Origin of the sequence: Rhodococcus sp. IEGM 1241, assembly GCF_033142365.1 — a bacterium.
GTDB classification, from domain to species: domain Bacteria; phylum Actinomycetota; class Actinomycetes; order Mycobacteriales; family Mycobacteriaceae; genus Rhodococcus_F; species Rhodococcus_F erythropolis.
Genome location: NZ_JAWLSE010000006.1, coordinates 123,850 through 149,496, shown reverse-complemented (window position 1 = coordinate 149,496; position 25,647 = coordinate 123,850). Strand labels below are relative to the sequence as shown.

15 protein-coding genes are annotated in these 25,647 nt (G+C 62.1%); 12 read left to right on the top strand and 3 right to left on the bottom strand.

The features are described 5' to 3' along the window. The first annotated feature begins 14 nt into the window (after positions 1-14). Genes R4P70_RS24800 through R4P70_RS24785 form a run of 4 tightly spaced genes read left to right on the top strand, consistent with a single transcriptional unit; the run spans position 15 to position 3,961 of the window. Complete coding sequence (locus R4P70_RS24800) at positions 15-1,376, top strand: MFS transporter (RefSeq protein ID WP_080910557.1); 1,362 nt, start codon at positions 15-17, stop codon at positions 1,374-1,376. Further along, positions 1,376-1,999, top strand: coding sequence for an RBBP9/YdeN family alpha/beta hydrolase (locus R4P70_RS24795; RefSeq protein ID WP_047888063.1), 624 nt, complete (start codon positions 1,376-1,378; stop codon positions 1,997-1,999). Before R4P70_RS24800 ends, R4P70_RS24795 begins: the two co-directional genes overlap by 1 nt. Further along, on the top strand, positions 1,992-3,581 hold the full coding sequence (locus R4P70_RS24790) for a long-chain fatty acid--CoA ligase (protein ID WP_317832289.1): 1,590 nt from the start codon (positions 1,992-1,994) through the stop codon (positions 3,579-3,581). Before R4P70_RS24795 ends, R4P70_RS24790 begins: the two co-directional genes overlap by 8 nt. A gap of 8 nt (positions 3,582-3,589) precedes the next feature. Then, complete coding sequence (locus R4P70_RS24785; protein WP_019746535.1) at positions 3,590-3,961, top strand: carboxymuconolactone decarboxylase family protein; 372 nt, start codon at positions 3,590-3,592, stop codon at positions 3,959-3,961. Positions 3,962-3,967: 6 nt separating this feature from the next. On the opposite strand, the gene R4P70_RS24780 is transcribed toward R4P70_RS24785, so the two are convergent. Then, positions 3,968-5,281 (bottom strand): ammonium transporter, encoded by a 1,314-nt coding sequence (locus tag R4P70_RS24780; RefSeq protein WP_003943791.1) that lies wholly within the window; start codon positions 5,279-5,281, stop codon positions 3,968-3,970. 162 nt (positions 5,282-5,443) lie between these two features. Here R4P70_RS24780 and R4P70_RS24775 point away from each other — a divergent pair, with 162 nt between their 5' ends. The 8 genes from R4P70_RS24775 to R4P70_RS24740 all read left to right on the top strand — a co-directional run bounded on the left by R4P70_RS24775 (position 5,444) and on the right by R4P70_RS24740 (position 22,805). Continuing rightward, positions 5,444-7,690 carry a DNA polymerase III subunit gamma and tau gene (locus tag R4P70_RS24775; RefSeq protein ID WP_317832286.1) on the top strand — a complete coding sequence of 749 codons (2,247 nt, stop codon included), beginning with the start codon at positions 5,444-5,446 and terminating at the stop codon, positions 7,688-7,690. 677 nt (positions 7,691-8,367) lie between these two features. Next, positions 8,368-10,095 (top strand): polyketide synthase, encoded by a 1,728-nt coding sequence (locus R4P70_RS24770; protein WP_317832284.1) that lies wholly within the window; start codon positions 8,368-8,370, stop codon positions 10,093-10,095. After that, positions 10,092-14,486: an SDR family NAD(P)-dependent oxidoreductase gene (locus R4P70_RS24765; protein WP_317832282.1), complete on the top strand. Its 4,395-nt coding sequence runs from the start codon at positions 10,092-10,094 to the stop codon at positions 14,484-14,486. Before R4P70_RS24770 ends, R4P70_RS24765 begins: the two co-directional genes overlap by 4 nt. Then, positions 14,483-16,069, top strand: coding sequence for a hypothetical protein (locus R4P70_RS24760; protein ID WP_317832280.1), 1,587 nt, complete (start codon positions 14,483-14,485; stop codon positions 16,067-16,069). The genes R4P70_RS24765 and R4P70_RS24760 overlap by 4 nt, the downstream gene beginning before the upstream one ends. 88 nt (positions 16,070-16,157) lie before the next feature. Beyond that, entirely contained in the window at positions 16,158-18,020 is a 1,863-nt protein-coding gene (locus R4P70_RS24755) for a multicopper oxidase domain-containing protein (protein WP_317832278.1), read from the top strand. 222 nt (positions 18,021-18,242) lie between these two features. Continuing rightward, the gene (locus R4P70_RS24750; protein WP_003943886.1) at positions 18,243-19,457 is read left to right on the top strand and encodes an acetyl-CoA C-acetyltransferase; all 1,215 of its coding nucleotides are present in this window, start codon (positions 18,243-18,245) and stop codon (positions 19,455-19,457) included. Positions 19,458-19,502: 45 nt separating this feature from the next. Next, positions 19,503-21,644, top strand: coding sequence for a 3-hydroxyacyl-CoA dehydrogenase NAD-binding domain-containing protein (locus R4P70_RS24745; protein ID WP_020968211.1), 2,142 nt, complete (start codon positions 19,503-19,505; stop codon positions 21,642-21,644). A gap of 108 nt (positions 21,645-21,752) precedes the next feature. After that, positions 21,753-22,805: a hypothetical protein gene (locus tag R4P70_RS24740; RefSeq protein WP_228117864.1), complete on the top strand. Its 1,053-nt coding sequence runs from the start codon at positions 21,753-21,755 to the stop codon at positions 22,803-22,805. A 23-nt stretch (positions 22,806-22,828) separates the two neighbouring features. Here R4P70_RS24740 and R4P70_RS24735 read toward each other — a convergent pair whose 3' ends face one another. Together R4P70_RS24735 and R4P70_RS24730 are read right to left on the bottom strand one after the other, a co-directional pair. Beyond that, positions 22,829-24,130 (bottom strand): class I SAM-dependent methyltransferase, encoded by a 1,302-nt coding sequence (locus tag R4P70_RS24735; protein ID WP_003943932.1) that lies wholly within the window; start codon positions 24,128-24,130, stop codon positions 22,829-22,831. Next, entirely contained in the window at positions 24,127-25,530 is a 1,404-nt protein-coding gene (locus R4P70_RS24730; protein ID WP_019746543.1) for an FAD-binding oxidoreductase, read from the bottom strand. Before R4P70_RS24730 ends, R4P70_RS24735 begins: the two co-directional genes overlap by 4 nt. Between the last annotated feature and the right edge of the window lie 117 nt (positions 25,531-25,647).

The window sequence follows — 25,647 nt, the reverse complement described above, 5'->3', positions numbered from 1 at the left end:
CTTCTAGGAGAGTCATGGGACTGCAAGCTCCCGCCACGCCACGTGTGGACACCGCGCTCGGAATGGGCGGACGACGAAAGTTATACCCGTGGATCGTTTTCGCCCTGGCTTTCGGTCTTCTGCTCTCTGACTACATGTCGAGGCAGGTGCTCAGTGCAGTCTTCCCGATCCTGAAAGCGGACTGGGATCTCTCCGATTCGCACCTCGCCTCCCTGAGCAGCGTGGTGGCGTTGATGGTCGGGCTGTTGACGTTCCCGTTGTCGCTGCTCGCGGACCGCTGGGGCCGCGTCAAGAGCTTGATCTTGATGGCGGTGTTGTGGAGTGTCGCGACGTTGCTGTGCGCAATCGCTCAGACCTACGAACAGATGTTGGGCGCCCGGTTCCTGGTCGGTGTCGGTGAAGCGGCGTACGGCAGCGTGGGTATCGCCGTGGTCCTCAGTGTGTTTGCGCCCCGCGTGCACGCAGCTCTTGCCGGTGCCTTCATGGCCGGTGGATCGTTCGGTTCGGTCATCGGTGTGGCAATCGGTGGGTTCATCGCAGTCCAGTTCAGTTGGCGGTGGTCTTTTGCCGCCATGGCAATCTTCGGTCTGATTCTGGTCGCGCTGTTCCGTGCCCTCGTCACCGAGAAGAAGCTCACCGCTTACGCCGTCGAGGCCGCGCCGGATGCCGCCGGGGAAGCGGTGAGACACGACGGTTTTCGTGCGCCGGTGTCCTCGCTGTTCACCAATCCCGCCGTGTTATTCGCCTACATCGGTGGTGGTCTCCAGATGTTCACCGCCGCTGTACTTCTGGCGTGGTTGCCGAGCTTCTTCAATCGCTACTACGATTTGGCCCCGGACAAGGCCGGCGTCACAGCTTCCGTATTCGTCCTCCTGGTCGGAAGCGGGATGGTGGTCTGTGGTTTCATCACAGATAGATTCAGCCGCGACGATTCGGCGCGAAAATGGACTACCGCCATCGTTTACTGCGCCATCTCGTTGGTGACGCTGAGCATCGGGCTCCGGTTGGGCACGGGGACAGCACAACTCGTGTTGCTCGGTATCGGTGCATTCTTCTCCGCCGGTTCGTCGGGGCCGACGGCAGCTATGGTCGCGAACCTTACCCATCACTCGATTCGAGCGTCGGCCATGGGAACGCTCACCGTTGCCAACAACCTTCTTGGGCTGGCGCTCGGCCCCTTCGTGGTCGGCATCCTCGCCGATCACCTGGGTCTTCTCGGCGCTCTACAGCTTTCGCCCTTCGTCTATGTCGTCGCGGCCCTCGCGTTGGTAGCCGGCAAGCGTGCCTATCCCGCCGGGATGAGGCGGCTGGCTACGTTGCAGAATCGGCCCGAGATCCCCGGCGCCACTGAAGTAGCAGAAGTTCGGAGTTCCTGATGGATGAATCACCCACGGTAGTAATAGTTCCCGGCCTGCGCGATCATGTCGAGGATCATTGGCAGACTCACCTCGCCCGCAGGCTCGACAACGTTCTGACGGTTCCTCCCCTCGAGACCGACAAGCTCAGTCGTGATGCCAGGGTTGCGGCATTGGACGAGGTGTTGACAAGTGTTTCCAGCCCGGTGGTCCTGGTCGCGCACAGCGCCGGAGTCATGACAGTTGCCCACTGGGCGAGGGCGCATCATCGAGATGTGGCCGGCGCACTTCTGGTCACGCCGGCGGATCTCGAACTTCCTCTACCCGAGTCCTATCCGTCTCTCGAAGAGCTCGATCGGAACGGGTGGCTACCGATACCGCGTCAGCGTCTGCCGTTTCCGAGCACGGTCGCGGCGAGTCGGAACGACCCGCTCGCCGGATATCGCCGAGTTGTGGGTTTGGCTGAAGGATGGGGGAGTCGGTTGCTGGATCTGGGTGAGGTCGGACATCTCAATCCGGCGTCCGGATACGGGTATTGGCCGCGGGCGGAATCATTGGTGTGGGAACTGCTCGAGTCGGTGTCGCACGCCGCCTCGTCTCGTACCACGGATTCCGAGTCGCAGGAGGAACACAGTCATGCTTGATCTTGCTGCTCTGCTGGAAGATTCGGCCCGGCGATACCCGGAACGGGATGCGCTGGTTCTCGGAGAAGCGAGGCTGACGTATGCGCAGTTCGACGCGTACGCGAATCGCATCGCCCATCTGCTCGTCTCGCGGGGTGTCGAGCCAGGTGACAAGGTGGCGTTGTCCTGCCCGAACGTTCTCGAGTTCCCGATCGTCTACTACGGCATTCTCAAGGCCGGTGGCGTCGTCGTTCCTCTGAACATCCTGCTCAAGGGGCGCGAAATTGCCTATCACCTGGCTGATTCGGAAGCGAAGCTGTACTTCTGTTTCGAGGGAAGTCCCGAATTACCGATCGCCGAGTACGCCATCGCCGGGTTCGAGCAGAGCGAGACCTGTTCGGCCTTGATCGTGATCAGCACCGAGCCGGGTGCACCGTCGTCGATCCTCGGAGTCGAGACTCTAGGCGAAGCACTGGCATCCGTGTCCGGCACGGAAACGCCTGCAGTCGCGGTTGTTCGTGAATCGACGGACACCGCGGTCATCCTCTACACCAGCGGCACGACCGGAAAGCCCAAGGGCGCCGAACTCACTCACTGCAACATGGTCTTGAATGCACTGTCGACCAACCGGTTGTTCGAGAGCGTTCCGTCCATGCATGAGCGTTATCTCCTGACTTTGCCGTTGTTCCACTCGTTCGGCCAGACAGTGACCATGAATGCGGGAATCTGCGTCGGTGCCACCTTGATGTTGATGCCGCGCTTCGATGCGACCGCGGCACTCGAGATCATGGAACGCGAAAAGATCTCGGTCTTCGCGGGCGTCCCGACCATGTATTGGGGACTGCTCGGCGTGCTGGAGGAGGTAGTGAAATCCGGGGTGGATGTCGAGAACGTTGCACAGAACATGCGGTGCGCGATCTCCGGTGGTGCAGCGCTTCCCGTCGAAATCTTGACACAGTTCAGGGAACGCTTCGGTGTTCAGATCCTCGAAGGGTACGGGTTGTCCGAGACCTCTCCGTTGGCCTTGTTCAGTGCCCCGGAGAGCGACCCCCGGCCCGGTTCGATCGGCGTGCCGATCTGGGGCGTCGAAGCGCGGCTTGTCGATGACTCTTGGCGTACGATCACCGGCCCCGATGAAGTGGGAGAGTTGGCCATTCGCGGGCACAACGTCATGAAGGGCTATTTCAACCGACCCGAGGCGACGGCGGAAGTAATGTGCGACGGATGGTTTCGCACCGGGGATCTGGCACGGGTCGATACCGACGGAAATTACTACATCGTCGACCGCGCGAAGGACATGATCGTGCGGGGCGGATTCAACGTCTACCCACGCGAAATCGAAGAGGTTCTGCTCACCCACCCAGCCGTCTCACTCGTCGCTGTCGTCGGGGTGCCGGACACGAGCCTCGGCGAAGAAGTTGTCGCCTACGTGATCCGAGAGCCGAGTGAAGAGATCTCCGAATCGGATCTCGTGGAATGGTCGCGGGAACAGATGGCCGCCTACAAATATCCGCGCCGCATCGAGTTCGTGCCGTCGCTACCGATGACGGCAACCGGAAAGATTCTCAAACGTGAATTGAATCAAGCATTTTCGATTGTCTGAGGAGATCGATGACTGACGTTCGAGCAAGTGAAGCTTTTCCCGTGACCCAGGCTATGAAGGATTCGGGTGGCTGGAATCCGTTGTGGGACGGACTTTCGGAGCTGGATCCCGAGTGGACCGAGCTGTACATGAAGACAGCAATGCAGCCCTGGAACAGTGGGGTGCTGTCACCTCAGGTGATCCAGTTGCTGTGCATAGCCGTCGATGCGGCGAGCACACACATGTACGCACCCGGCGTACGACGCCATATTCGCGCTGCGCTCGACGTGGGAGTGACCCCGAAGGAGATTCTCGAGGTGCTGAAACTGACCACCGTCGTCGGGATTCACTCCTGCAATGTCGGCGTTCCGATCCTGATGGAGGAAATCGCAAACCGGTGACGGCGGTCAGTCCCGCTCGCGGTTCTCCCGTTCCTCACGCTGACGCTGGAGGAACGGGCTGGGGTTCTGTCCGCCGATCGGACCGTGGCCGAGGACTCCGTGCTCGTAGGCGGACTCCGCGTGCAGGGCAACGTCGATTCCGCGGGCCTCGTCTTCACGCGAGATACGGAAGCCGAAGGTCTTGTCGATGAGCTTTCCGAGACCGTAGGTCACACCGAAGGCATAGAGCGCGACCACGACGACACCGACGAACTGCTTGCCCAGTTGCGCGAATCCACCGCCGAAGAACAAACCTTCCGGACCGCCCGTCATCACGGCCGTCGCGAGGAGTCCGATCAGCAACGAGCCGACGATTCCGCCGACGAGGTGCACGCCGACGACGTCGAGGGAGTCGTCGTAGCCGAGCTTGTGCTTCCATCCCACGGCGTACGAGCAGACGATGCCCGCGATCAGACCGATGACGAGCGCACCGAACATGTTCACCGTTCCGCACGACGGGGTGATCGCGACCAGACCGGCGACGACGCCCGAAGCTGCGCCGAACGTCGTGGGGTGTCCGTCACGGTTCTGCTCGACGAACAGCCAGCCGAGTAGTCCGGTACAGCCGGCGACGAGTGTGTTGAGGAAGATCTGCGAGGCCATACCGTCGGCCGCAAGGGCCGACCCGGCGTTGAATCCGAACCAACCGAACCAGAGCAGACCGACGCCGAGCAGGACGAACGGCAGATTGTGCGGACGCATCGACTCGGCCTTGAAACCCATCCGCTGGCCGAGGACCAGTGCCAATGCCAGGCCTGACGCTCCGGACACGATTTCGACCACGAGGCCACCGGCGTAGTCGAGTGCGCCCATCTGGGCGAGCCATCCCTGCGGATTCCACACCCAGTGAGCGACGGGGACATAGACGAGCAAGGACCAGATGGGGACGAAGATCATCCAGGCGGAGAACTTCGCGCGGTCGGCGATCGCACCACTGATGAGTGCTGCAGTAAGGATTGCGAACGTCAATTGGAAGGTTGCGAACAACACTTCCGGGACATTCCCGTGCACGGTCGACGGGTCGATGCCCGCCATGCCGATGTGTTCGAGTCCGCCGATGATGCCACCGTGATCGTCGCCGAACACGAGGCTGTAGCCCACGAACAACCACGCGACCGTGACGAGTGCGATGGAGACGAAGCTCATCATGATCATGTTGAGTACGCCGGTCGAGCGGACCATGCCGCCGTAGAAGAGCGCGAGTCCTGGCGTCATCAGAAGTACGAGTGCAGTACTGACGAGCAACCAGGCAGTTGCTCCGGCATCGATGGTGGCGGGCACAGTTTTCTCCTCACGCATGCGGACCAGCCCGCGTGCACGGAACCCACGATGGGTGCGTGCGGTTTCCTCCGCACTGCGATTGTGTTGCGAACATGTTTCGGGAGAAGTCGGCGTTGCACCCGCACCGGATCACCTGTCGTGGGTCGCCGGTAGTCTTTGCGCGTGGCCCTGTACCGGAAGTATCGACCCGCGTCCTTCGCCGAGGTGGTGGGGCAGGAGCATGTCACCGCACCGCTCAGCACGGCCCTCGACACCGGACGCATCAACCATGCCTATCTGTTTTCCGGCCCGCGCGGCTGTGGAAAGACGTCGTCGGCGCGAATCCTGGCGCGTTCGCTGAACTGTGAGCAGGGACCGACGTCGACGCCGTGCGATGTATGCGACTCGTGCGTTTCGCTTGGCCCGGGCGGCACAGGCAACCTGGACGTGACGGAACTCGACGCCGCAAGTCACGGTGGCGTCGACGACACCCGAGAACTCCGAGACAAGGCGTTCCACGCCCCCGCCGCTTCTCGCTACCGCGTCTTCATCATCGACGAGGCACACATGGTGACGGCGGCGGGCTTCAACGCGCTGCTCAAGATCGTCGAAGAGCCGCCGGAGCACCTCATCTTCATCTTTGCGACGACGGAACCGGAAAAGGTTCTCCCGACCATCCGTTCTCGTACACACCACTACCCGTTCCGCCTGTTGGCGCCGTCGACCATGCGCGGACTCCTGGAAAAGATCTGCGCCCAGGAAGGCGTACCGGTCGAGCCTGCTGTTTATCCCCTGGTCATCAAGGCTGGCGGCGGTTCGCCTCGCGACTCGTTGAGTGTCCTCGATCAGTTGCTCGCGGGAGCCGGCGAAGAAGGTGTCACGTATCCGCGGGCGCTCTCTCTTCTCGGAGTCACCGACGTCGCGCTCATCGACGAAGCAGTAGACGCCCTGTCTGCCAGTGACGGAGCCGCCTTGTTCGGCACTGTCGATCGGGTGATGGACGCCGGTCACGATCCACGCCGATTCGCGCTCGATCTCCTCGAACGTCTACGCGATCTCATTTTGATGCAGGCAGTCTCCGATGCCAGCGAACGAGGGTTGGTCGATGCGCCGGAGGCCGAGCTGGTCACGATGCGTGAACAGATTCAGCGAGTCGGCCCGGCCACGCTCACCCGTTTCGCCGAAACCGTCCACGCTGGTCTCAGTGAAATGCGTGGGGCGACGGCGCCGCGGCTGCTGCTCGAAGTGATGTGCGCGAGAATGCTGCTTCCTTCGGCCTCCGACACCGAGTCGGCTGTGTTGCAGCGGCTCGAGCGCCTGGAACAAGGTATTCCGGCTGCCGGAGTCGCGGCTGCCGCTGCCCCTCGCGCGGCAGCAACGCCGGCACCGACTGTGCCGCCGCTCGAACCGGAGATTGCTTCCAAGTTCCAACGGCCCTCCCAACGCAAGGCCGAGCCTGAGGCACGGCCGGAACCAGCCGCCCCGGCTCCGGCGGCGCCGCCGGTCGTCGAGGCTCCTGTCGTCGAACCTCCGGCAGCGGCAGCTCCCGTGGTCGAGCCTCCCACCGTCGAGATCGTGGAACCGCCGGTTGCGGAAGCTCCAGTGGTTGAAGCTCCGGTGGTTGAAGCACCAGTGGTTGAAGCTCCGGTTGCCGAAGCTCCAATAGTTGAAGCTCCTGTGGTTGAACCACCGGCTCCTGCTCCGGTCGAAGCGGAAGAGCTGATCGGGCTTGCCGAGCCGGAACCCGACCACGAGCCCGAGCCCGAGTACGAGGAGCCGGCGGCTGCAGAAGCTGCGCCGGTCTCGGCGGGCCCCACAGTCGAGACCCTCCGTGAATCGTGGAACACCTTGCGCAACAAGGTCGGTGAACGAAACAAGGTTCTTCCGGCCATGCTGTCCGCTGCGACGGTTCACGACGTGCGTGGACATGTTGTGGTCATCGCTCACGGCTCGCCGGTCCTGGGTGCTCGTGTGACGCAACCGCACAACGCGGCGGTCATCTGCGAGGTCCTTGCCGAGATGTTCGGTGGCACTTGGCAAGTCGAGTACCAAGAAGGTGCGCCCACAGCGCCGGCAGCATCGAGCGCACCCAAGGCGACAGAAGCTGCGAGCCGCCCGGCCGCTGCGCCCCGCTTCTCGCGCCCCAGTCAGGAGCGTGCAGCGCAGCAGCCCAAGGCCCCGCAGCCCCAGCGCGGAGATTCGGACGACATTCCGCCGCCTGAGGCCCCCGACTATCCGGAAGACCCTGGACCGGCCCCTGCTCCTGAGGTCGACTACGAGGCAACTCCTCCGCCTGCAACGCCGGAGGACGAGGACGAGATGTTCGCGGAGGCGGCTGAGCCCGCTGATCCGACTGCCAGACGTGATCCCGAGGACGTTGCAAAGGAACTCCTCAAGGACGTCCTCGGGGCACGCCGCCTCGAAAGCTGAGTTGCCGACTCGGTCCGTGCGCGTGAAACGGCTGTCGGAATGCCGCGGCACCACTGTGTGATCGAATTGTTATAAGTGCCGTTCCTTTTGTGTGCGCACGTGTCGAAAGGGCACCGGCTCGGCCCGGCAAAGCTGAATTGTGTGTGGCCGGTTTGCTGGCACATTCGTTCGCTCAATTCCGGTGTAACGAAACATCGATTCGGACGATGGTCGCCGAAGAATATCTGGAATTTCTTGTTGTCTGATCGACATTCGCGTGCTGTTGCTAATTCTCGGTGTGTCACGAATGTTCAGATTGATAGTTGTCGGATGTTTGTTTTGCGGTGATCGACCAATTTGGGACATTCGGCGAATTGGCCACATATTCGACATTGCGGCATTTCGGTGCGCACTCAACTGAGCATTTGCCGATCTCGAGAAAACGGTGGCCGTGAAACCGGTGTCCGGCACGGATGTTCAAACCACTGCTTGACCGGCGACGAAGCAAACAAGTAACTCCGAGTTACAGCTAACTATCGATTGCTGTCAAATTGCTGACACATGTTCACGGAGCTGAACGACCTTTGTTATTTGTTTATGCCTTGAGATGAATCTGCGTTTTACACGCGGCTGAACGCGTGGTTAGTCTTCGGTCGATTGAGTCTCCCGTGGATGCGCGCGAAAATAGGAAGTGTAAGATGACTGAAGATTCAACTAATCCCGCGATCGCGATAGTCGGGATGAGCATGTGGTCTCCCGGTGCCCATGATCTGCAAGGATTTTGGGAGAACGTCCTCGCGCGACGGATGCAATTCCGAAAGTTTCCCGAGTCGCGGATGTCGCTCGACGACTACTGGAGCGCGAGCCCTGACGACGTCGACAAGACATACGCCGACCGCGGCGCGTTCATGGACGGTTTCGAATTCGACTGGGTCGGTCGCCGGATACCGGAGCGAACCTTCAAGTCGACAGATCTCACACACTGGTTGGCGCTGGAAACAGCACTCGGGGCTTTGACGGACGCGGGCTACAGCCGAGGATCGGTGCCAACTGGACGCAGCGCCGCAATCGTCGGCAACTCCCTCACCGGTGAAGAATCCCGGATGTGGTCGATGCGTTTGCGTTGGCCTTACGTCAAGCGCGCACTCGCTGTGGCAGCCGAAGCGCGCCAGTTGGACAGTTCCGTCGCCGATGCTCTCGCCGAGACGATGGAAGAGGTCTACAAAGGCCCGTTGGTGGAGCCGAGTGAAGACACTCTGGCCGGCATGTTGTCGAATACGATCGCCGGCCGTATCTGCAATTACCTCGACTTCAACGGCGGCGGATACGTCGTGGACGGTGCGTGCGCGTCCGGAATGCTCGCGGTGGCGACTGCAGCCGAAAAGCTGGCGTCCGGCGCGGCCGACTTCGTATTGGCAGGTGGAGTCGACGTCAGCCTGGATCCCTTGGAACTGGTGGGATTCGCCCGTTTGGGTGCACTGACACGCGGCGACATGAACGTGTACGACGCAAGCCGAAGCGGATTCATCCCGGGTGAAGGTTGCGGATTCGTGGCCTTGAAACGACTCGAGGACGCCAGGGCGGACGGCGACTACGTGTACGCGACGATTCGCGGCTGGGGCATCTCCACCGATGGCAAGGGTGGAATTACCAAGCCCCGCGCCGAAACTCAGGCCGAAATGATCCGTCGCGCATACTCGGGAGCGGGATTCGCGGCCAGCGAGGTTGCCTTTGTCGAAGGACACGGAACTGGTACTCCCGTCGGGGACCCTGTCGAACTGGCCGGCGTCCAGCAGGCCGCGCAGACGGACGGACCAGTCGAGGCTCGTAGCATCGGCATGACCTCACTGAAGTCGCTGATCGGGCACACGAAGGCGGCGTCGGGCATCCTTGCGCTGATCAAGGCGACCATGGCCGTCAATCAACGAATCCTTCCGCCGCTCGCCGGTTGCACCGACCCGAACCCGGCGTTCGGAACCGAAGCACCGGCACTCTTTCCGCTTGTCAACGGCGAGATCAGAGATTCGTCGGAGAAGATGCGTGCCGGTGCGCAAGCCATGGGCTTCGGCGGTATCAACTGCCACGTCGCGATCGAATCGGCTGATGCACCGTCCAGCAAGCTGACACCCTCGCAAGACGTCCGCACGATGATGGCGTCGTATCAGGACACCGAGGTATTTGTACTCTCTGCAGATTCCGCGGTGGACTTGGCGACCCGAGCGCGGGATGTTGCAGATCTGGCGGTTCCGTTGAGTGTTGCCGAGCTGCTGGACTTTTCGGCGAAACTCTCGCGAGTGATCTCGCCGACCGCGCCCTTCCGTGCCGCAGTGGTGGCCGGACGTCCCGCGCAGTTGGCCGAACGCATGCGTCAGCTTGCCGTGATCTGCGAGAACTCCGCTCCAGCTTCCGGCCAGGCAAGGTGGTGAGCAACGAGATCTCGATTTCGAACAGCGTCCGCCACGACATCGGATTCCTCTTCCCTGGACAGGGATCCCAACAACTCGAGATGGCTCGCGTGCTGATCGAGCGCTTCGAGTGGGCGCGCGAACTGGCGACCAAGGCGGACGGCTGGTTGGAGGGAGTTGGAGCGGAGGCGATCACGCCGCGGATTCTGCGGAACCCGGTCAAGAGCGCAGACGCTGCGGAATTGGCGAAGTGGAAGCGGGACCTCGCCCAGACACAGTTCACCCAGCCCGCCGTCGCCTTGGCGTCGCTGCTCTGGTTCGAGTACCTCCGCCGATTGGGTGTCACACCCAGTGCTGTCGCCGGCCACAGTCTCGGGGAGTTGACTGCGCTCTACGCGGCCGGAGCTTACGACCAGAAGACGCTGATCACCTTGGCTGCGGCGAAGGGTGCGGCCATGGCTGTCAGTGGTGGTGGAAACGGCGCAATGGCGAGCCTGACCTGCGACCGATCGACGGCTGAGGCGATCATCGCGGAGGCAAAGGGTTACGCGACCGTCGCGAATCTGAATACGCCCACGCAGAGTGTGGTTTCGGGTACCAAAGACGCGGTCGACGATGTGGTTGCCATCGCGAAGACCCGCGGAGTGTCGGCTCAGGCGCTTGCCGTGTCGAATGCTTTCCACTCCGAGATGATGAACGAGGCCGAACGGGAGCTGAAGTCCACTGCGCCCGTTGACGAGCAAGTCGATTCGTTGACTTGCCCCGTGTATTCCTGCGTCGAAGGGGAACGCGTACAGACGCCACTGGCCCTTCGCGAACTGGTCACCAAACAGGTTGTCTCACCGGTTGACTGGGTCAAGACGGTAAGTGGGATCTCGCAGGAAGTGGACCTGCTCGTCGAGGTCGGACCCGGCCGTGTGCTGACCGGGCTCACCAAGGCGATCAATGGGACCGACGGCGTGCGCTGCTTCCCCGTTGCGTCCAAGTCCGGACGCGACGAGGACTTCAACGTCGCACTGGCCGCGATGTACGTACACGGCGCTCAGGTCCGCTGGAACGAACTTTTCGACGGCCGGTTCGTGCGCGAATTCGTTCCTGCCGATCAGAAGGTGTTCATCGAGAACCTGGCCGAGGCGAAGCTGACGGTTACCTCTGCTCCCGAACCGCTCGCACTTGGTACGTCCGGCGGGGATCCGGCTGCGGCGCTGGCCGATTACCTGAGCCGACGCGGGACCTTCCTCGTCGACGTCATTCGCGCGGATGTAGGCAGTGGAGCGACTTCTCCATCTTCTCCATCTGTTCCATCTGCTCCGACTTCGCGGGCAGTCACCAACGGCCACGAATCTGTAGCAGCGAAAGCTCCTTCGCCGGTTTCGGCTCCGGTAGTCGAAGAGCCGGCTGTCGCGGGCGCTGGGTCCGTGGAAAGTGAGCTGATCAGGATCCTCGCCGATACGACGGGATTCCCCGCCGAGTCGATCACGACGGATCTGCGTCTGCTCGATGATCTGAATCTCGACTCGATCAGTGCGGCAGAGGCTATTTCGAAGGTTGCACATCAGTTCGAGGTTGTCGACCTCGACCCTGCCGAGTTGGCCAACGCCACCATCGGAGAAGCAGCATCGCTGATCCTTGCGGCATCACCGCATCCCGGTTCTGCCGTTCCAGCAGCGAGTTCGGCGCAGTCGGACGTGTCGCGAATACTGCTCGAGGTAATCGCGGAGGACACCGGATTTCCGGTGGAGTCTCTCGACGTCGATCTCCACCTTCTGGACGACCTGAACATGGACTCGATCAAGGCCGCCGATGCAATCGCGACGGTGGCAACACGATTGGGTGTTCAGGGTGACCTGGATCCGGCCGAACTCGTCAACGTCAGCCTGGGTGAACTGATCGAAGTGCTCGATCGGTCCGCGAAGGAGAAGTCGGGGCAGCAGCAGCCGGCTGCGCGGGCGCTGCCGGCGAAGGCAAAGGGTATATCAGCCGACAGTTTCACCTGGGTTCGCGATTACACCCTGGAAAGGGTTCGGAGCGAGACAGCGTTGCACGGAGTCCGAGACCTCACGGACACGACGTTTGTCGTCATCGGTGACGACGCCGGTTTGGTCGGAAGGTTGGAATCCGAACTTCGAGGGCGTGGTGCTCAGGTCGACATTCGCACATTCTCCGACAGCACTACTGCGAATGCACACCACGTGGTTGCCGTCATGCCGCGCGTGACCGATGATTCCGTCACCGAAATCGGCTTGCGCCGTGGGATCGAACACATGTACAAGATAGTTCCGGCGCAGCAAAGTGGAGGCGCGCGAACCACATTGGCAGTGGTTCAGTTCACCGATGTCGAGTTGAGCAATCCAGCGCCGGTGCCGAGTGTGGCGGCTTTCGCCGCTTCGGTGCATCACGAGCGTCCCGAACTGGATGTGCGCGTCATAGGATTCGACGGCTCGACTGCGGACGCGGAGGTGGCAGCCACTGTCGTCTCCGAGTTGGATTCGGTTGCACCCTATGTGTTCGCGACTTACGACGCCGAGATGGGACGCACGGCACTGCAACCGCGGGTTCTCGCCTCGAACGACTACACCGTCCGCGAAAGCGGATTGGGAAGTTCGGATGTCGTGGTCGTGACCGGTGGCGCGAAGGGCATCATGGCCCAATGTGCTCTGGCCCTCGGTCGAAAGACCGGCGCCGAACTGGTGCTGATCGGAAGCTCTCAGCGACAAGCGGGCGACGAAATCGCCTCCACTCTTGCGGACTTCACGTCTGCCGGTTTGAGCGCTCACTACTATCGCTGCAACGTCACGGATGCCGCGGCGGTGGCCGGCGTCGTCGCCCAGATCGAGGTCGAGGTGGGGCCGATCACCGGGTTTGTACACGGTGCGGGGGCAAATGTTCCGCGGCGGTTCGAGAGAGTCGACAGCGCTGCGGCTTTCAAGGAGGTTGCACCTAAGGTCCTGGGCGCAGCCAACTTCGTCGAAGCGCTCGCTGATCGTGACTTGAAGCTGTTCGTGGGCTTCTCTTCCATCATCGGATTCACAGGTATGCCCGGAAACAGCTGGTATGCATACGGAAACGAGCTTCTCGACGAAATGGTGGTGCGGTATGCCGCCGGGCACCCGAAGACTCGGACGTTCTCGCTCGCGTACAGCGTGTGGGGAGAGACCGGGATGGGCGCCCGCATGGGCAGTGTCAACCACCTCGCGAAGATGGGTGTCATGCCGATTTCGACGGCTGCGGGAGTGGATCATTTCCTTCGCCTGGTCGACAGCGGACCCGAGGCGAGTCGTATCGTCGTGACCAGTCGACTCGGCGGTCTCGACACCTGGGCGCCGGCAGCACCGGCTCTGCCGGCGGTGTCGCGCTACATCGACCAAGTCGTGACATTCGAGCCGCAGGTAGAACTGGTGACCCGGACGACGTTGTCCACCTCGGCGGATCCCTTTGTCCTCGATCATGTCTGGAAGGGATCGGCGCTGCTTCCGACGGTGTTCGGGCTCGAGGCGATGTCGCAGGCGGCGGCGTATGTCACCGGACGCGTGACCCTGGGTCGCGTCCGCATCGACGACATCAAACTGGATCGACCGATCGTCGTCGACACCGTCGAGGGCACCAGAGTCGAGATCAAGGCAAGCGTCGTGGAGCAGGATCGTGATGCCGCAGGAACGCGGGTGCATGTCACGATCGGCACCGAACGGACCGGGTACGGGCGGCCCCATTTCTCGGCCGACTTCATCTTCGGGCTGGACGAATCACTGCCGGAGTTCGAGAAGGAGTTGCCGCGACCTGTGCTCGACATCGATCCGTTGGACGACCTCTACTCGTGGTTGCTGTTCCAGGAGGGCGATTTCCGCCGACTCGAAGAGATCTCGAGCCTCGATTCCGAGCACATTCTCTTCAGTGCTATTTCGCGAGCCGACCGTAAGCAGCACCTCCTCGGTGATCCGTATTTCCTCGATTCCCTGCTCCAATCGGGCCAGATCATGGTTCCGCGGGAGATCTGCCTTCCGGTCAACATTGCGCGAATCGACATGTACGACGGACGATTCGAGGCTCGTTCGTTCACCGCGTACGCCTACGACAAGGTGCAGACAGAGACCCACATGCAAGCCGACGTGGCGGTGGTGAAGGACGGACGAGTGGTGATGCAGCTCGAGGGATATCGCTCCCAGATTCTCTCCCACGACGAAAGCCGTCCTACGGCTGAGGAAATCGCGGATCCGACTGCGCGCGACGCACAGATCATTCTCGACAAGCTCGCGCAACACAGCCGGGCGTTGGGAGTGAAGAGCCCGCGGGTTGTGGTCGCGCACACCCCGGGGATTCACGAGTTGACCAAGTCGGAACGCCACGAGCAGGAGAAACCGATCGCCGAGGCGGCCGTGAACATTCATCTCGATGAGGATGTGGTGATCAAATGAGTAATGCCTTTGCCATCGAATGGCGGGAAACCGGAAAGCCCGTCGTTGTCGGTGATATTCCACCCTCTGTGGATGTCTCGCTCTCGCACGACGGCAGCAAGTCACTCAGTTCGGCCGGCGACTGGCCTCAGGGGTGTGACATCGAACCGATTCGCTCCCGAACCGTCTTGCAGTGGAAGGCGCTTCTGGGTTCGGCGCGGATTCCGCTGCTCGACGAGTTGATCGCAGGCGGCGAATCACTCGATCGTGCGGGAACCAGGCTGTGGGCGGCGGCCGAGGCGATCCGAAAGGCCACGGGGCAGATGTCGGTTTCTCTGGCGATGGGCGCCAGGGAGGACGACGCAGTGACCTTCCGCGGCGGCGCAGAGGGAAGCGTGGTGGTTCTGACCTTTCCGGCTCTGTTGACGGACAACGAGGAGCGGATTCTCGCTTTCGTGACCGATGAGGCGGATGCCGAAGAGCGTGTTTCGGACGAGGCGGATGCCGAAGAGTCGGCGCAGGACCCGGCACCACAGTTCGACACCGGCCCGTTGTCGGCGAAGTCTCTCGCGCAGTTCGATCCGATGGCCTACGGCTCCGACGTGCATGTGGTGGCTCGGAGCGGCTACCCGGCGGTGTCGATCCGGTTCCCCGTCGGGTTCCGGGACGCGTGCAACGTCGGTGGATCAGTGGGGTTCGCGAGCTTCGCGCTGTGGTTGGGCGCTTTGCGAGAGAGGGGAACCGGACCGATCTCGAAGCAGATCGTGGAGGACATGGCGACGGGTCGTTGGGGCATGGTGACCAACAACTCCGAGGTGTTCATCGATGCGAACCTGTACACCGACGACATTGTCGAGGGGACCATCTGGATCACCGAGCTCACCGGTCCGGATCGGGCAACCACCAATCTGCATGTCGAATGGTGCCGGGTCGACGGCGAGACGCGCACACACATCGGATGGAGTGCGATGCAGACGACGTGGGTGGAAATCCTCTCCCACGGTGTGGTGGCGGCACGGCCGATGCCGCAGTACTTCCACGATTTCATCGAGCCGATGACGATTCCGACGGGGGCGAAGAACATCGCTGTCCCCACACAACCGAAGGACGTCGATCGTGGTTCCTTGATCCGCTCGGCTCCGATGGTGCCGCGCAATCCGTACCTGCTCGAATCCGAGGTGTTCTCGACGACGATGCACGACGGAAACGTCGTGGGCAACATCTACTTCGGCAACTATTACATCTGGCAGTCGAGGGTTCGGGACAAGTTCCTCGCCCGTTCTCAGCGTGAGGCCATGGCGGCCAGAGGCGCTCTCGGGGAACTGCGTTGTGTGCACACCAGGGTTGAGCATCTGCGCGAGGTCATGCCGTTCGACGACGTCCTGGTCACGATGTCCTTGGCTGCCCTCTACGAGAGGGGGATCGACCTCGAGTTCGAGTACTTCAAGGTCAATCAGGACGGATCACGGGAGAAGCTCGCGATCGCTCGGCACAGAACTGTCTGGACGATGCCGGGCGCTCCGGGAGAACTGGAAATCTCTCCGCCGTCGAAACTTCCGCAGTCACTGATCGATTCGGTGCTGGAGGCGATCGACGGAAAGTAGACGGGGGATTTTCCGAGATCGAAGTGGAGAGACGGGTTGCGTTTTCCTTGCCGGAGAACGCAACCCGTTTCGATGGGGAGGGGTATGTATGGGTATCGGGGTTTCGAGAAGGTCGGTTCTGAAGGGGTCGGCAGTCGGCACGGTGGCGGTTGCATTGGGTACAAAGGCAAGTGCTGTTCCAACCGGGAGCGCGGACATCGAGTCGCCGTTGATTTTTCATTCGCCGGAGTTCGAGCCGTTTTGTGACGAACTACCCTCGTTGTCGACGCTTTCCGGAAACGAGATCACGCTGACAGCGCAAGTGGGGCAACATGCCTTTCATCGGGACTTTCCATCGTCCCCGGCACTGTCGTACCGCAGCGGAGAGATCGGTGGCGGCTATCTGGGCCCGACCGTCGAGGCGCATTCCGGCGAGCCGATCATGTTGACGTTCGAGAACGATCTGACCGGACATCCGTTGGCAGCGGACATGGATATGACGCTGCACGGAATGCAGGCCGACTTTCGTGCGAAACCGCCGACGTCGTTGCACTTGCACGGTGGAGTCACTTCACCTGAGAGCGACGGCCACCCGGAACTGCTGGTGATGCCGGGACAGGCTGCGATGCATCACTTTTCGCACGGTCAGGAAGCCGCCCACCTTTGGTATCACGATCACGCGATGGGCATCACCCGGCTCAACGTCTACGCCGGTTTGATCGGCAACTATCTGATCAGGGATGAATTCGACACCGGCAAACTGGGAAATCCGTTGGGGTTGCCGGCCGAGGAATTCGAGATCCCGTTGATCCTGCAGGAGAAGATCTTCACGCCGACAGGCGCCCAGAACGGCCGATCCACCATCTTGATCCCGGAAGGATCGTGGGAAGGCGGCGCGGTGGGCGACGTCGGATTGGTCAACGGCAAGGTGTGGCCGGAACTGTCTGTGGCTCGGGGCCTGTACCGCTTCCGCATCGTCAATGCGTCGTCGGCAAGTGTGTGGAATCTTCACTTCTCGAACATGATGACGTTCTGGGTCATCGGCAACGACGCCGGAATGCTCGACGCACCCGTCGCGGTCAATGCCTTCCGCTGCGCACCGGGGGAGCGGTACGACCTCCTCGTCGATTTCACCGGACTGTCGGAGGGTTCGACGGTGGAGCTTCGCAACGACGAGGCGCCCCCGCTGCCCGCTGCTGTCATCGGTGAAGTGACTATGCCGCTGTTCTGCCGGTTCCGCGGCGACTCCAGGCGCGGATTCACCGGTGGTGTTCCGTCGCAACTGCGCGGTGGGCGCCGACAACGTGACGTTCTCTCCCCGTTGGAGCAGCCGACGGTAATTCGCACGGTGACAGTGAGCCAGCAACTGGAACTGCGGAATCCACCGGCTCAGATGACGCTGAACAACCTGACGTTCAGCACCACGGACGTCGAGAGGCCGCGGCAAGGCACCGTCGAGCAGTGGGACATCGTCAACACCACGCCGGACCCGCATCCGATACACCTGCACCTGGTGAATTTCCGGATTCTCGGCAGGACACCGATGCGGACGCTGGAGTACTTGATCCGCCATCCGCAGCCGGTGATCGGCAACAAGTGGACTCCGTCGTCCGACGGGTTCGAGGCGGGGCCGATGATCGCGCCGGCGCCGTGGGAAGCGGGGATGAAGGACACCGTCAGGGTGGACGGCGGCACTGTCACCCGGATCATCGTGCGATTCCCCACCGAGGATGAGCTGGGTTTCGATCCCGACGCAATGTTCGATCGTCTTCCGAGCGCTGTGATGACGGGCGGTGGGATGACGGGCGGTGATCAGGCGCATCAGGGAAACGCGCATCACGGTATGAGTAACCACGGCATGAGCAACCACGACGCGAGTAACACCGGTCGGCTCCAGGGATACGTGTGGCATTGCCATCTACTCGATCACGAAGATCACGACATGATGTTGCCGTATCGCATCGTGCCGTGAGTGCTTCCGGGGGCGCTATCGAAATGAACCGAAGCGGGCAGGCGTTCGCGCGTCGGATCACCTCGGTCACCTAGCAGGATCGCTTCGGTCCTTCCCATGAATTTGGAACACGTTCTACAGTGAAAGGGCTGAGGTCTGTACCTCGGCCATGCGCCACCACCGAAGGCGGCGCGGACGATCTGCAGACCGGTTCGACGAATTACACGGAAGGAACACCTCACAGTGACCACAGAGGCATTCATTTATGAAGCCATCCGTACCCCGCGAGGCCGCGGCAAGAAGACCGGGTCGTTGCACTCGGTCAAGCCGATCTCGCTGGTCACGGGTCTGATCCAGGAACTGCGCGTGCGCTTTCCCGACCTCGACGAGGATCGGATCTCCGACCTCATCCTGGGCGTCGTCACCCCCGTTGGCGATCAGGGAATGGACATCGCCCGCGTTGCAGTCAACGATGCGGGACTGCCGGACACCGTCGGCGGCGTTCAGCTCAACCGTTTCTGCGCTTCCGGTCTCGAAGCCGTGAACATGGCAGCTCAGAAGGTTCGGTCCGGCTGGGACGAACTGGTGATCGCCGGTGGCGTCGAGTCGATGTCCCGCGTTCCGATGGGATCCGACGGTGGACCGTGGGCGCTCGACCCCGCCACCAACTACGACAACTACTTCGTGCCGCAGGGCGTCGGCGCAGACCTCATCGCCACCATCGAGGGCTTCTCGCGTGACGACGTCGATGCATACGCTGTGCGCTCGCAGGACCTCGCCGCCAAGGCGTGGACCGGCGGATACTTCGCCAAGTCGGTAGTGCCGGTCAAGGACATCAACGGCATCACCATCCTCGACAACGACGAGCACATGCGTCCGGGCACCACGGCCGAGAACCTTGCCGGCCTGGCTTCCGCGTTCGGTGTGATCGGTGAAATCGGCGGATTCGACGCCGTATCGCTGCAGAAGTACCACTGGGTCGAGAAGATCAACCACGTTCACCACGGCGGCAACAGCTCGGGAATCGTCGACGGCGCTGCACTCGTGCTCGTCGGTAGCGAGCAGGCCGGCAAGGACATGGGTCTGACGCCGCGCGCTCGCGTCGTCGCCACCGCCACCAGCGGCGCCGACTCCACCATCATGCTCACCGGCCCGACGCCGGCGTCGAAGAAGGTTCTGGCAGCTGCCGGCCTGACGGTCGACGACATCGACCTCTTCGAGATCAACGAGGCATTCGCTTCCGTCGTCCTGAAGTTCCAGAAGGACCTGAACATCCCGGACGAGAAGCTCAACGTCAACGGTGGCGCGATCGCCATGGGTCACCCGCTCGGTGCAACCGGCGCGATGATCACCGGAACGATGGTCGACGAGCTCGAGCGTCGTGGCGGCAAGCGCGCCCTCATCACCCTGTGCATCGGCGGCGGTATGGGCGTTGCCACCATCATCGAGCGCGTCTGACGCGGCGTCCGTCCTTCCAACGAGGCTTACCAGGAGTCAAGCAAAGTGACTGATCAGAACATCATCAACTGGGACCAGGACGCCGACGGCATCGTCGTGCTCACCATCAACGATCCCAACCAGGGCGCAAACACCATGAACGACGCGTACATCGCGTCGATGAAGGCCACCGTCGACCGCCTGGTCGCCGAGAAGGACTCCATCACCGGTGCCGTCATCACCTCAGGCAAGAAGACCTTCTTCGCCGGTGGCGACCTCAAGAACATGATCAAGGTCGGCCCCGAGCAGGCCGAGGAGATCTACAACCACAGCGTCGAGATCAAGGCAGACCTGCGTCGCCTCGAAACTCTCGGCAAGCCGGTAGTAGCCGCCATCAACGGTGCGGCGCTCGGCGGCGGCCTCGAGATCGCTCTCGCGACCCACCACCGCATCGCGGCAGACGTCAAGGGCGTCAAGATCGGCCTGCCCGAGGTCACCCTCGGCCTGCTGCCCGGCGGCGGCGGCGTCGTGCGCACCGTGCGGATGCTCGGTCTGCAGAACGCGCTCATGGGCGTCCTGCTCCAGGGGCAGCAGCGTGGACCCGTTCAGGCCAAGGAAGTCGGCCTCATCGACGAGGTCGTCGGCTCGGTGGATGAACTGGTTCCGGCTGCGAAGGCGTGGATCAAGGCCAACCCCGAAGGCGGCGTTCAGCCGTGGGATGTCAAGGGCTACAAGATCCCTGGCGGAACCCCGTCCACGCCGGCATTCGCTGCCAACCTTCCGGCGTTCCCCGCGAACCTGCGTAAGCAGCTCAAGGGTGCTCCGATGCCGGCTCCGCGCGCCATCATGGCCGCAGCCGTCGAAGGCTCGCAGGTCGACATCGACAACGCGCTCCTCATCGAGGCTCGCTACTTCACCTCGCTGGTGACCGGCCGCGTCGCGAAGAACATGATTCAGGCGTTCTTCTTCGACCTGCAGTCGATCAACGGCGGCGGTTCACGTCCGGCAGGCATCGAGAAGTCCACCATCAAGAAGGTCGGCGTCCTCGGCGCGGGCATGATGGGCGCGGGCATCGCGTACGTCTCCGCGAAGGCCGGCTTCGACGTCGTCCTCAAGGACGTCAGCATCGAGGCTGCCAACAAGGGCAAGGCGTACGCCGAAGGCATTGAGGCCAAGGCACTCTCGCGCGGCAAGACCACGCAGGAGAAGTCCGACGCACTCCTCGCCAAGATCACCCCGACGGCTGACCCGGCAGATTTCGCCGGCGTCGACTTCGTCATCGAAGCGGTCTTCGAGAGCCAGGAACTCAAGCACAAGGTGTTCCAGGAGATCGAGGACATCGTCGATCCCAAGGCGCTGCTGGGCTCGAACACTTCGACGCTGCCCATCACGGGTCTCGCCACCGGCGTGAAGCGTCAGGAAGACTTCATCGGCATCCACTTCTTCTCGCCCGTCGACAAGATGCCGCTGGTGGAGATCATCCGCGGTGAGAAGACCTCCGACGAGACTCTGGCTCGCGTGTTCGACTACGTCCAGGCGATCCGCAAGACGCCGATCGTGGTCAACGACTCGCGTGGCTTCTTCACCTCGCGTGTCATCGGAACCTTCATCAACGAGGCCATCGGCATGCTCGCCGAGGGCGTCGAGCCTGCCACCATCGAGCAGGCCGGTATGCAGGCCGGTTACCCGGCTGCGCCGCTTCAGCTTTCGGATGAGCTCAACCTCACCCTCATGCAGAAGATCCGCAAGGAATCTGCCGACGCCGCCAAGGCCGAGGGCAAGGAACTGCCGGCAGATCCGGCCGGCGAGGTCATCAACACCCTCGTCGAGAAGTTCGATCGTAAGGGCAAGCTCGGTGGAGCCGGCTTCTACGATTACGCCGAGGGCAAGCGCACCGGCCTGTGGTCCGGACTCCGCGAGAACTTCAACTCCGGAACCTCCGACGCCCCGATCCAGGACCTCATCGACCGCATGCTGTTCATCGAGGCGATCGAGACGCAGAAGTGCTTCGACGAGAACGTCCTGATCACCACGGCGGACGCCAACATCGGCTCCATCATGGGCATTGGATTCCCGGCCTGGACCGGTGGCGTTCACCAGTTCATCGTCGGATACGAGGGCGGCACGGCCGGCTTCGTCGCTCGCGCAAAGGAACTCGCTGCGCAGTACGGCCCGCGGTTCACCCCGCCGGCTTCGCTAGGGGCATAGCCCCCGTGCGCGGTTAGGGAGTCTCAACACTTCCTAACCGCGCACAGCTTTATCCACAGATTGGTTTTCTCGGCGAAATCCTTCTGTATGTATTTGCAGGCTCGTCGTATGCCTTCACATACAGAAATCGATGCATTGCAGACCGTCGTCGATGCTCAGCACGGACTGGTCACTCACACTCAACTTCACACCATCGGATTTCCTCGCTCTCGCGTGAAACAACGAGTTGAGGTCGGACGCTGGCAAACTGTTCTTCGCGGCGTCTACTCCGTCACCACGGGCCCATTGACCAGGTATGCCGTACTCGAGGCCGCGCTCTTGTACGGTGGCGGGTCGTCGATGCTCAGCCATCACACCGCCGCTGAGGAATGGTCGATGCGTCGGCCGGATGGCACTGCACCCGTACATATCACCGTTCCGTACGGGAAGTCTGCGATCTCTCAGGCCGCCACTTTCGTTCGTGGCCTCGGCGCCGACCGACATCCATCACCCCTGATCGGCACTGTCCTCCATCCCGGCGTTGTGGTCCACCGTTCGAGGGCTCATCGTCACATTGGCGTCGACGCGCAGATGCCGCGCACCGGCAAGGCTGATACAGCACTCGATCTGGCCGTCGCAGAACCGACTCCGCGTGAGGCCTATGTCAGCCTCATCACCACAGTCACCAACGGCCGCATCCGCTTGACGGACGTCCGCCGACGCATGGAGGAGCGCTCACCCCGTAGATACCGGAAGGCCCTCGAAAGTGCGGTGAAGCTTTTGGCCGACGGGGTGCAATCGACTCTCGAATATCACTATGCGGTGGATGTGGAGCAAGCACACGGGTTGCCCGCGGCCAGACGCCAATCACCGGTTCGCGTCGACGGTCGCACGCTGTACGAGGATTGTGATTACAGCGAAGTGGGTGTGCCGTTGATCGTGCGTCTCGACGGTCGGTGGGCGCATTCCATGGCCGAAGTGGCATTCCGTGATCGCCGTCGTGACAACGCGGCAGAGCTGGCAGGTCGTCCGCGGTTGGTCTACGGATTCGACGAGGTGATGAAGACCCCGTGCCAGGTTGCGCACGAGGTGGAGACGGTCTTGCGGCGGGGAGGTTGGGGGAGAAGAGGGGAGAACCCCTGCGGGGCCTGTGAGTGGTTAAGGAGTGCAGAGACTCCTTAACCACTCACAGGGAGCGGAGCTCCCTAGGCCTTCCACCACGGGCGAAGCGGCACATGCGCCTCACCCTTGGGGCCGAGCTTGACGGCCAGAACCTGGTGCAGCTGAACGACGTTGCGCTCGAACCCGAGTCGTGAGCCGGCCATGTACAGGCCCCAGACGCGGGCGGTTCCCTCGCCGACCTCGGCGACGCAGGCGTCCCAGTTGTCGACGAGGTTCTGGCACCATCCGGCGAGCGTCAGTGCGTAGTGCTCGCGCAGGTTCTCCTCGTGGCGCACCTCGAGGCCGACGTTCTGGATCTCGGAGATGATGCGACCCGAACCGGTGAGCTCCCCGTCGGGGAAGACGTACCGGTCGATGAATCCGCCTGCCTTGGCACTGCTTCGGTTGTCCGGACGGGTGATGCAGTGGTTGAGCAGACGCCCACCTTCACGCAGCTTGCCCTTGAGGAACTCGAAGTACGCCGGGTAGTTTCCGACGCCGATGTGCTCGGTCAGGCCGATGGAGGACACTGCGTCGAATCCGGTTTCGGCCACGTCGCGGTAGTCGGAGAAACGGACCTGGGCGAGATCGGCGAGGCCCTCGTCCTCGATGGCCTTCTGTGCCCAATCCGCTTGCTCGCGTGAGAGAGTCACGCCGATCACCTTGACGCCGCGTCGGGCCGCGTAGCGAACCATCGAGCCCCAGCCGCAACCGATGTCGAGAAGTCGATCACCCTTCTGGAGTCCGAGCTTCTCGAACACCAGGCGGTACTTGTTCTCCTGGGCTTCTTCGAGCGTCTGTTCCGCATTGTCGTAGGCGGCACAGGTGTACGTCATGGACGGGCCGAGGACGTACTCGTAGAAGGTGTTGGAGACGTCGTAATGGTGATGGATGACTTCGGCGTCACGAGTCTTGGAGTGACGCAGTCCTTCTGCGACGCGACGCCAGCGAGGAAGGTGTTCCTGGGGCGGCGGGGCGATGGGCCGCAACAGATCCCAGCCCAGTGAGCGGGTGATGCTGGCGAGTGTCAGTGCCGACGGGCGCTTGAGGTGGAGTTCGTCACCCATGATGCGCAGGATCTCGTACGGATCACCGGGGTGAACACCCTCGGCTTCGAGATCACCGGAGACGTACGCGCGGGCCATGCCGAGATCGCCGGGCGCCGTTGCGAGATAAGTGGTTCCGCGAGTCGACTTGAGGTGCAGTCCGTAGTCGGCGTCTTCGGGGCCGGCGGTGCTGCCGTCGTACGCGGTGAATCGAAGCGGCAGCATGCCGTCGGAAAGCGTCTCGAGAATCTCGGCAATAGAGAGCTTGTCCTGGCTTTTGGAGTCTTTGAACGTGGTCATTTACGTTGCACCGCCTTAGAGAATAGATCCAATAAACGGGATTTCGGGTCGTAGCGTTCCTTGAGTCCGATGTACCGGTCGCCGCCGTAGTACAGCTCCTCGAAGTCTTCCTTCGAGTAGTAGGAGTCGGAGTAGAGCGATTTGTGTCCGTCGAAATCGCTGACTTTTTCTTCGATCAGTCGATTTGCTGCCCCCTCGCGCTCGCCGGGAACGATCGGCACCGAAGACCAGAAGCCGATGTTGACGTAGGTGCGCTTGGGTTCGAGGGGGTAGAGGGGCCACGGCCGAGAAGCTGAGGCAGCGGCCGGGCTGGGCTCACGAAGACGCAACGGGCACAACCACAGTGGTTCGATCGGAATTTCCTCGAGGAACCACGAGACGAAGTCCGCGGTTCGTTCGATGGGTACCTCGACGTCCTGGACGACGCGTTCGCGCGGGGGCTTGCCCTTGCGCTTTTCGAGGCGATCTCCGATGTCGTACTTGTGGTCGAGGGCGATCAGCTTCCAGTAGAAGCTGCTGCGCAGGTACTGCTTGGGCCAGAAGCGTCGAATTTTCGGGTTCTGTGCACCGAAAGCCCGTGAGCACCAGAACCAGTCGGTGTCCCAGCGCCACAGGTAGTCCCGAATGGTCAAGCGATCCGTCTTGGGCTGTGTGAGTGACGGATGCTGGATCGACCGGTAGAAGATGTCCTGGTCGGTGTAATCGCTGACCGGGCCTTCCTCGTCGGTTTGTACGCCGAGTGTGAGGTAGCTCTCGGAATCGGTGAAGACCACCCCGTCGAGATAGTCGACGGCGATCCCGTCGTACTCGCGCTCGGTGACGATGCGATCCATCGTTTCTTCGAGCTTCTTCAACGAATCGAAGCGCACGTGACGCAGGGCGACGTACTTTTTGACGGGTTCGAGTGCGATCTTCAATCGCGTCGAATAGCCAAGTGTGCCGTAGGAATTGGGGAAACCGAAGAACAGTTCGGCGTGTTCGCCGTCCGGCGTTGCGGTGATGATCTCGCCGCTCCCGGTCAGTACGTCGATTTCGAGCACCGACTCGTGTGGCAGGCCGTTGCGGAACGAGGTGGACTCGATGCCCAGGCCCGTCACCGCACCGCCCAGGGTGATGGTCTTGAGTTGAGGTACGACCAGTGGCGCCAGACCGTAGGGCAGCGTCGCGTCGACGAGGTCTTCGTAGGTGCACATGCCAGCGACGTCGGCTGTGTGCGCCTGCGCATCGACGGCGATGACACCTGCCAGACCGCTGACGTCGAGGCCGGGGGCCGACGTCTTGGCGCGAGCGCGGAACAGATTGGATGTCTTCTTTGCCAGGCGTACAGAAGCATCGGCGGGAATGGCGCGGTATGACGCGAGTAGGCGTTCGACGCCTTCTCTGTGCTGCTCGAACCCCATTTCACGCGCAGCATCGGAACCCGGGCCTTGCTTTGTCCGGATTCGATCTAACTTCTGAACTACCCCATTGAACGAGAGAGTCACACCCTGACGCTATCGGTAGTTGCGTGTGCAAGC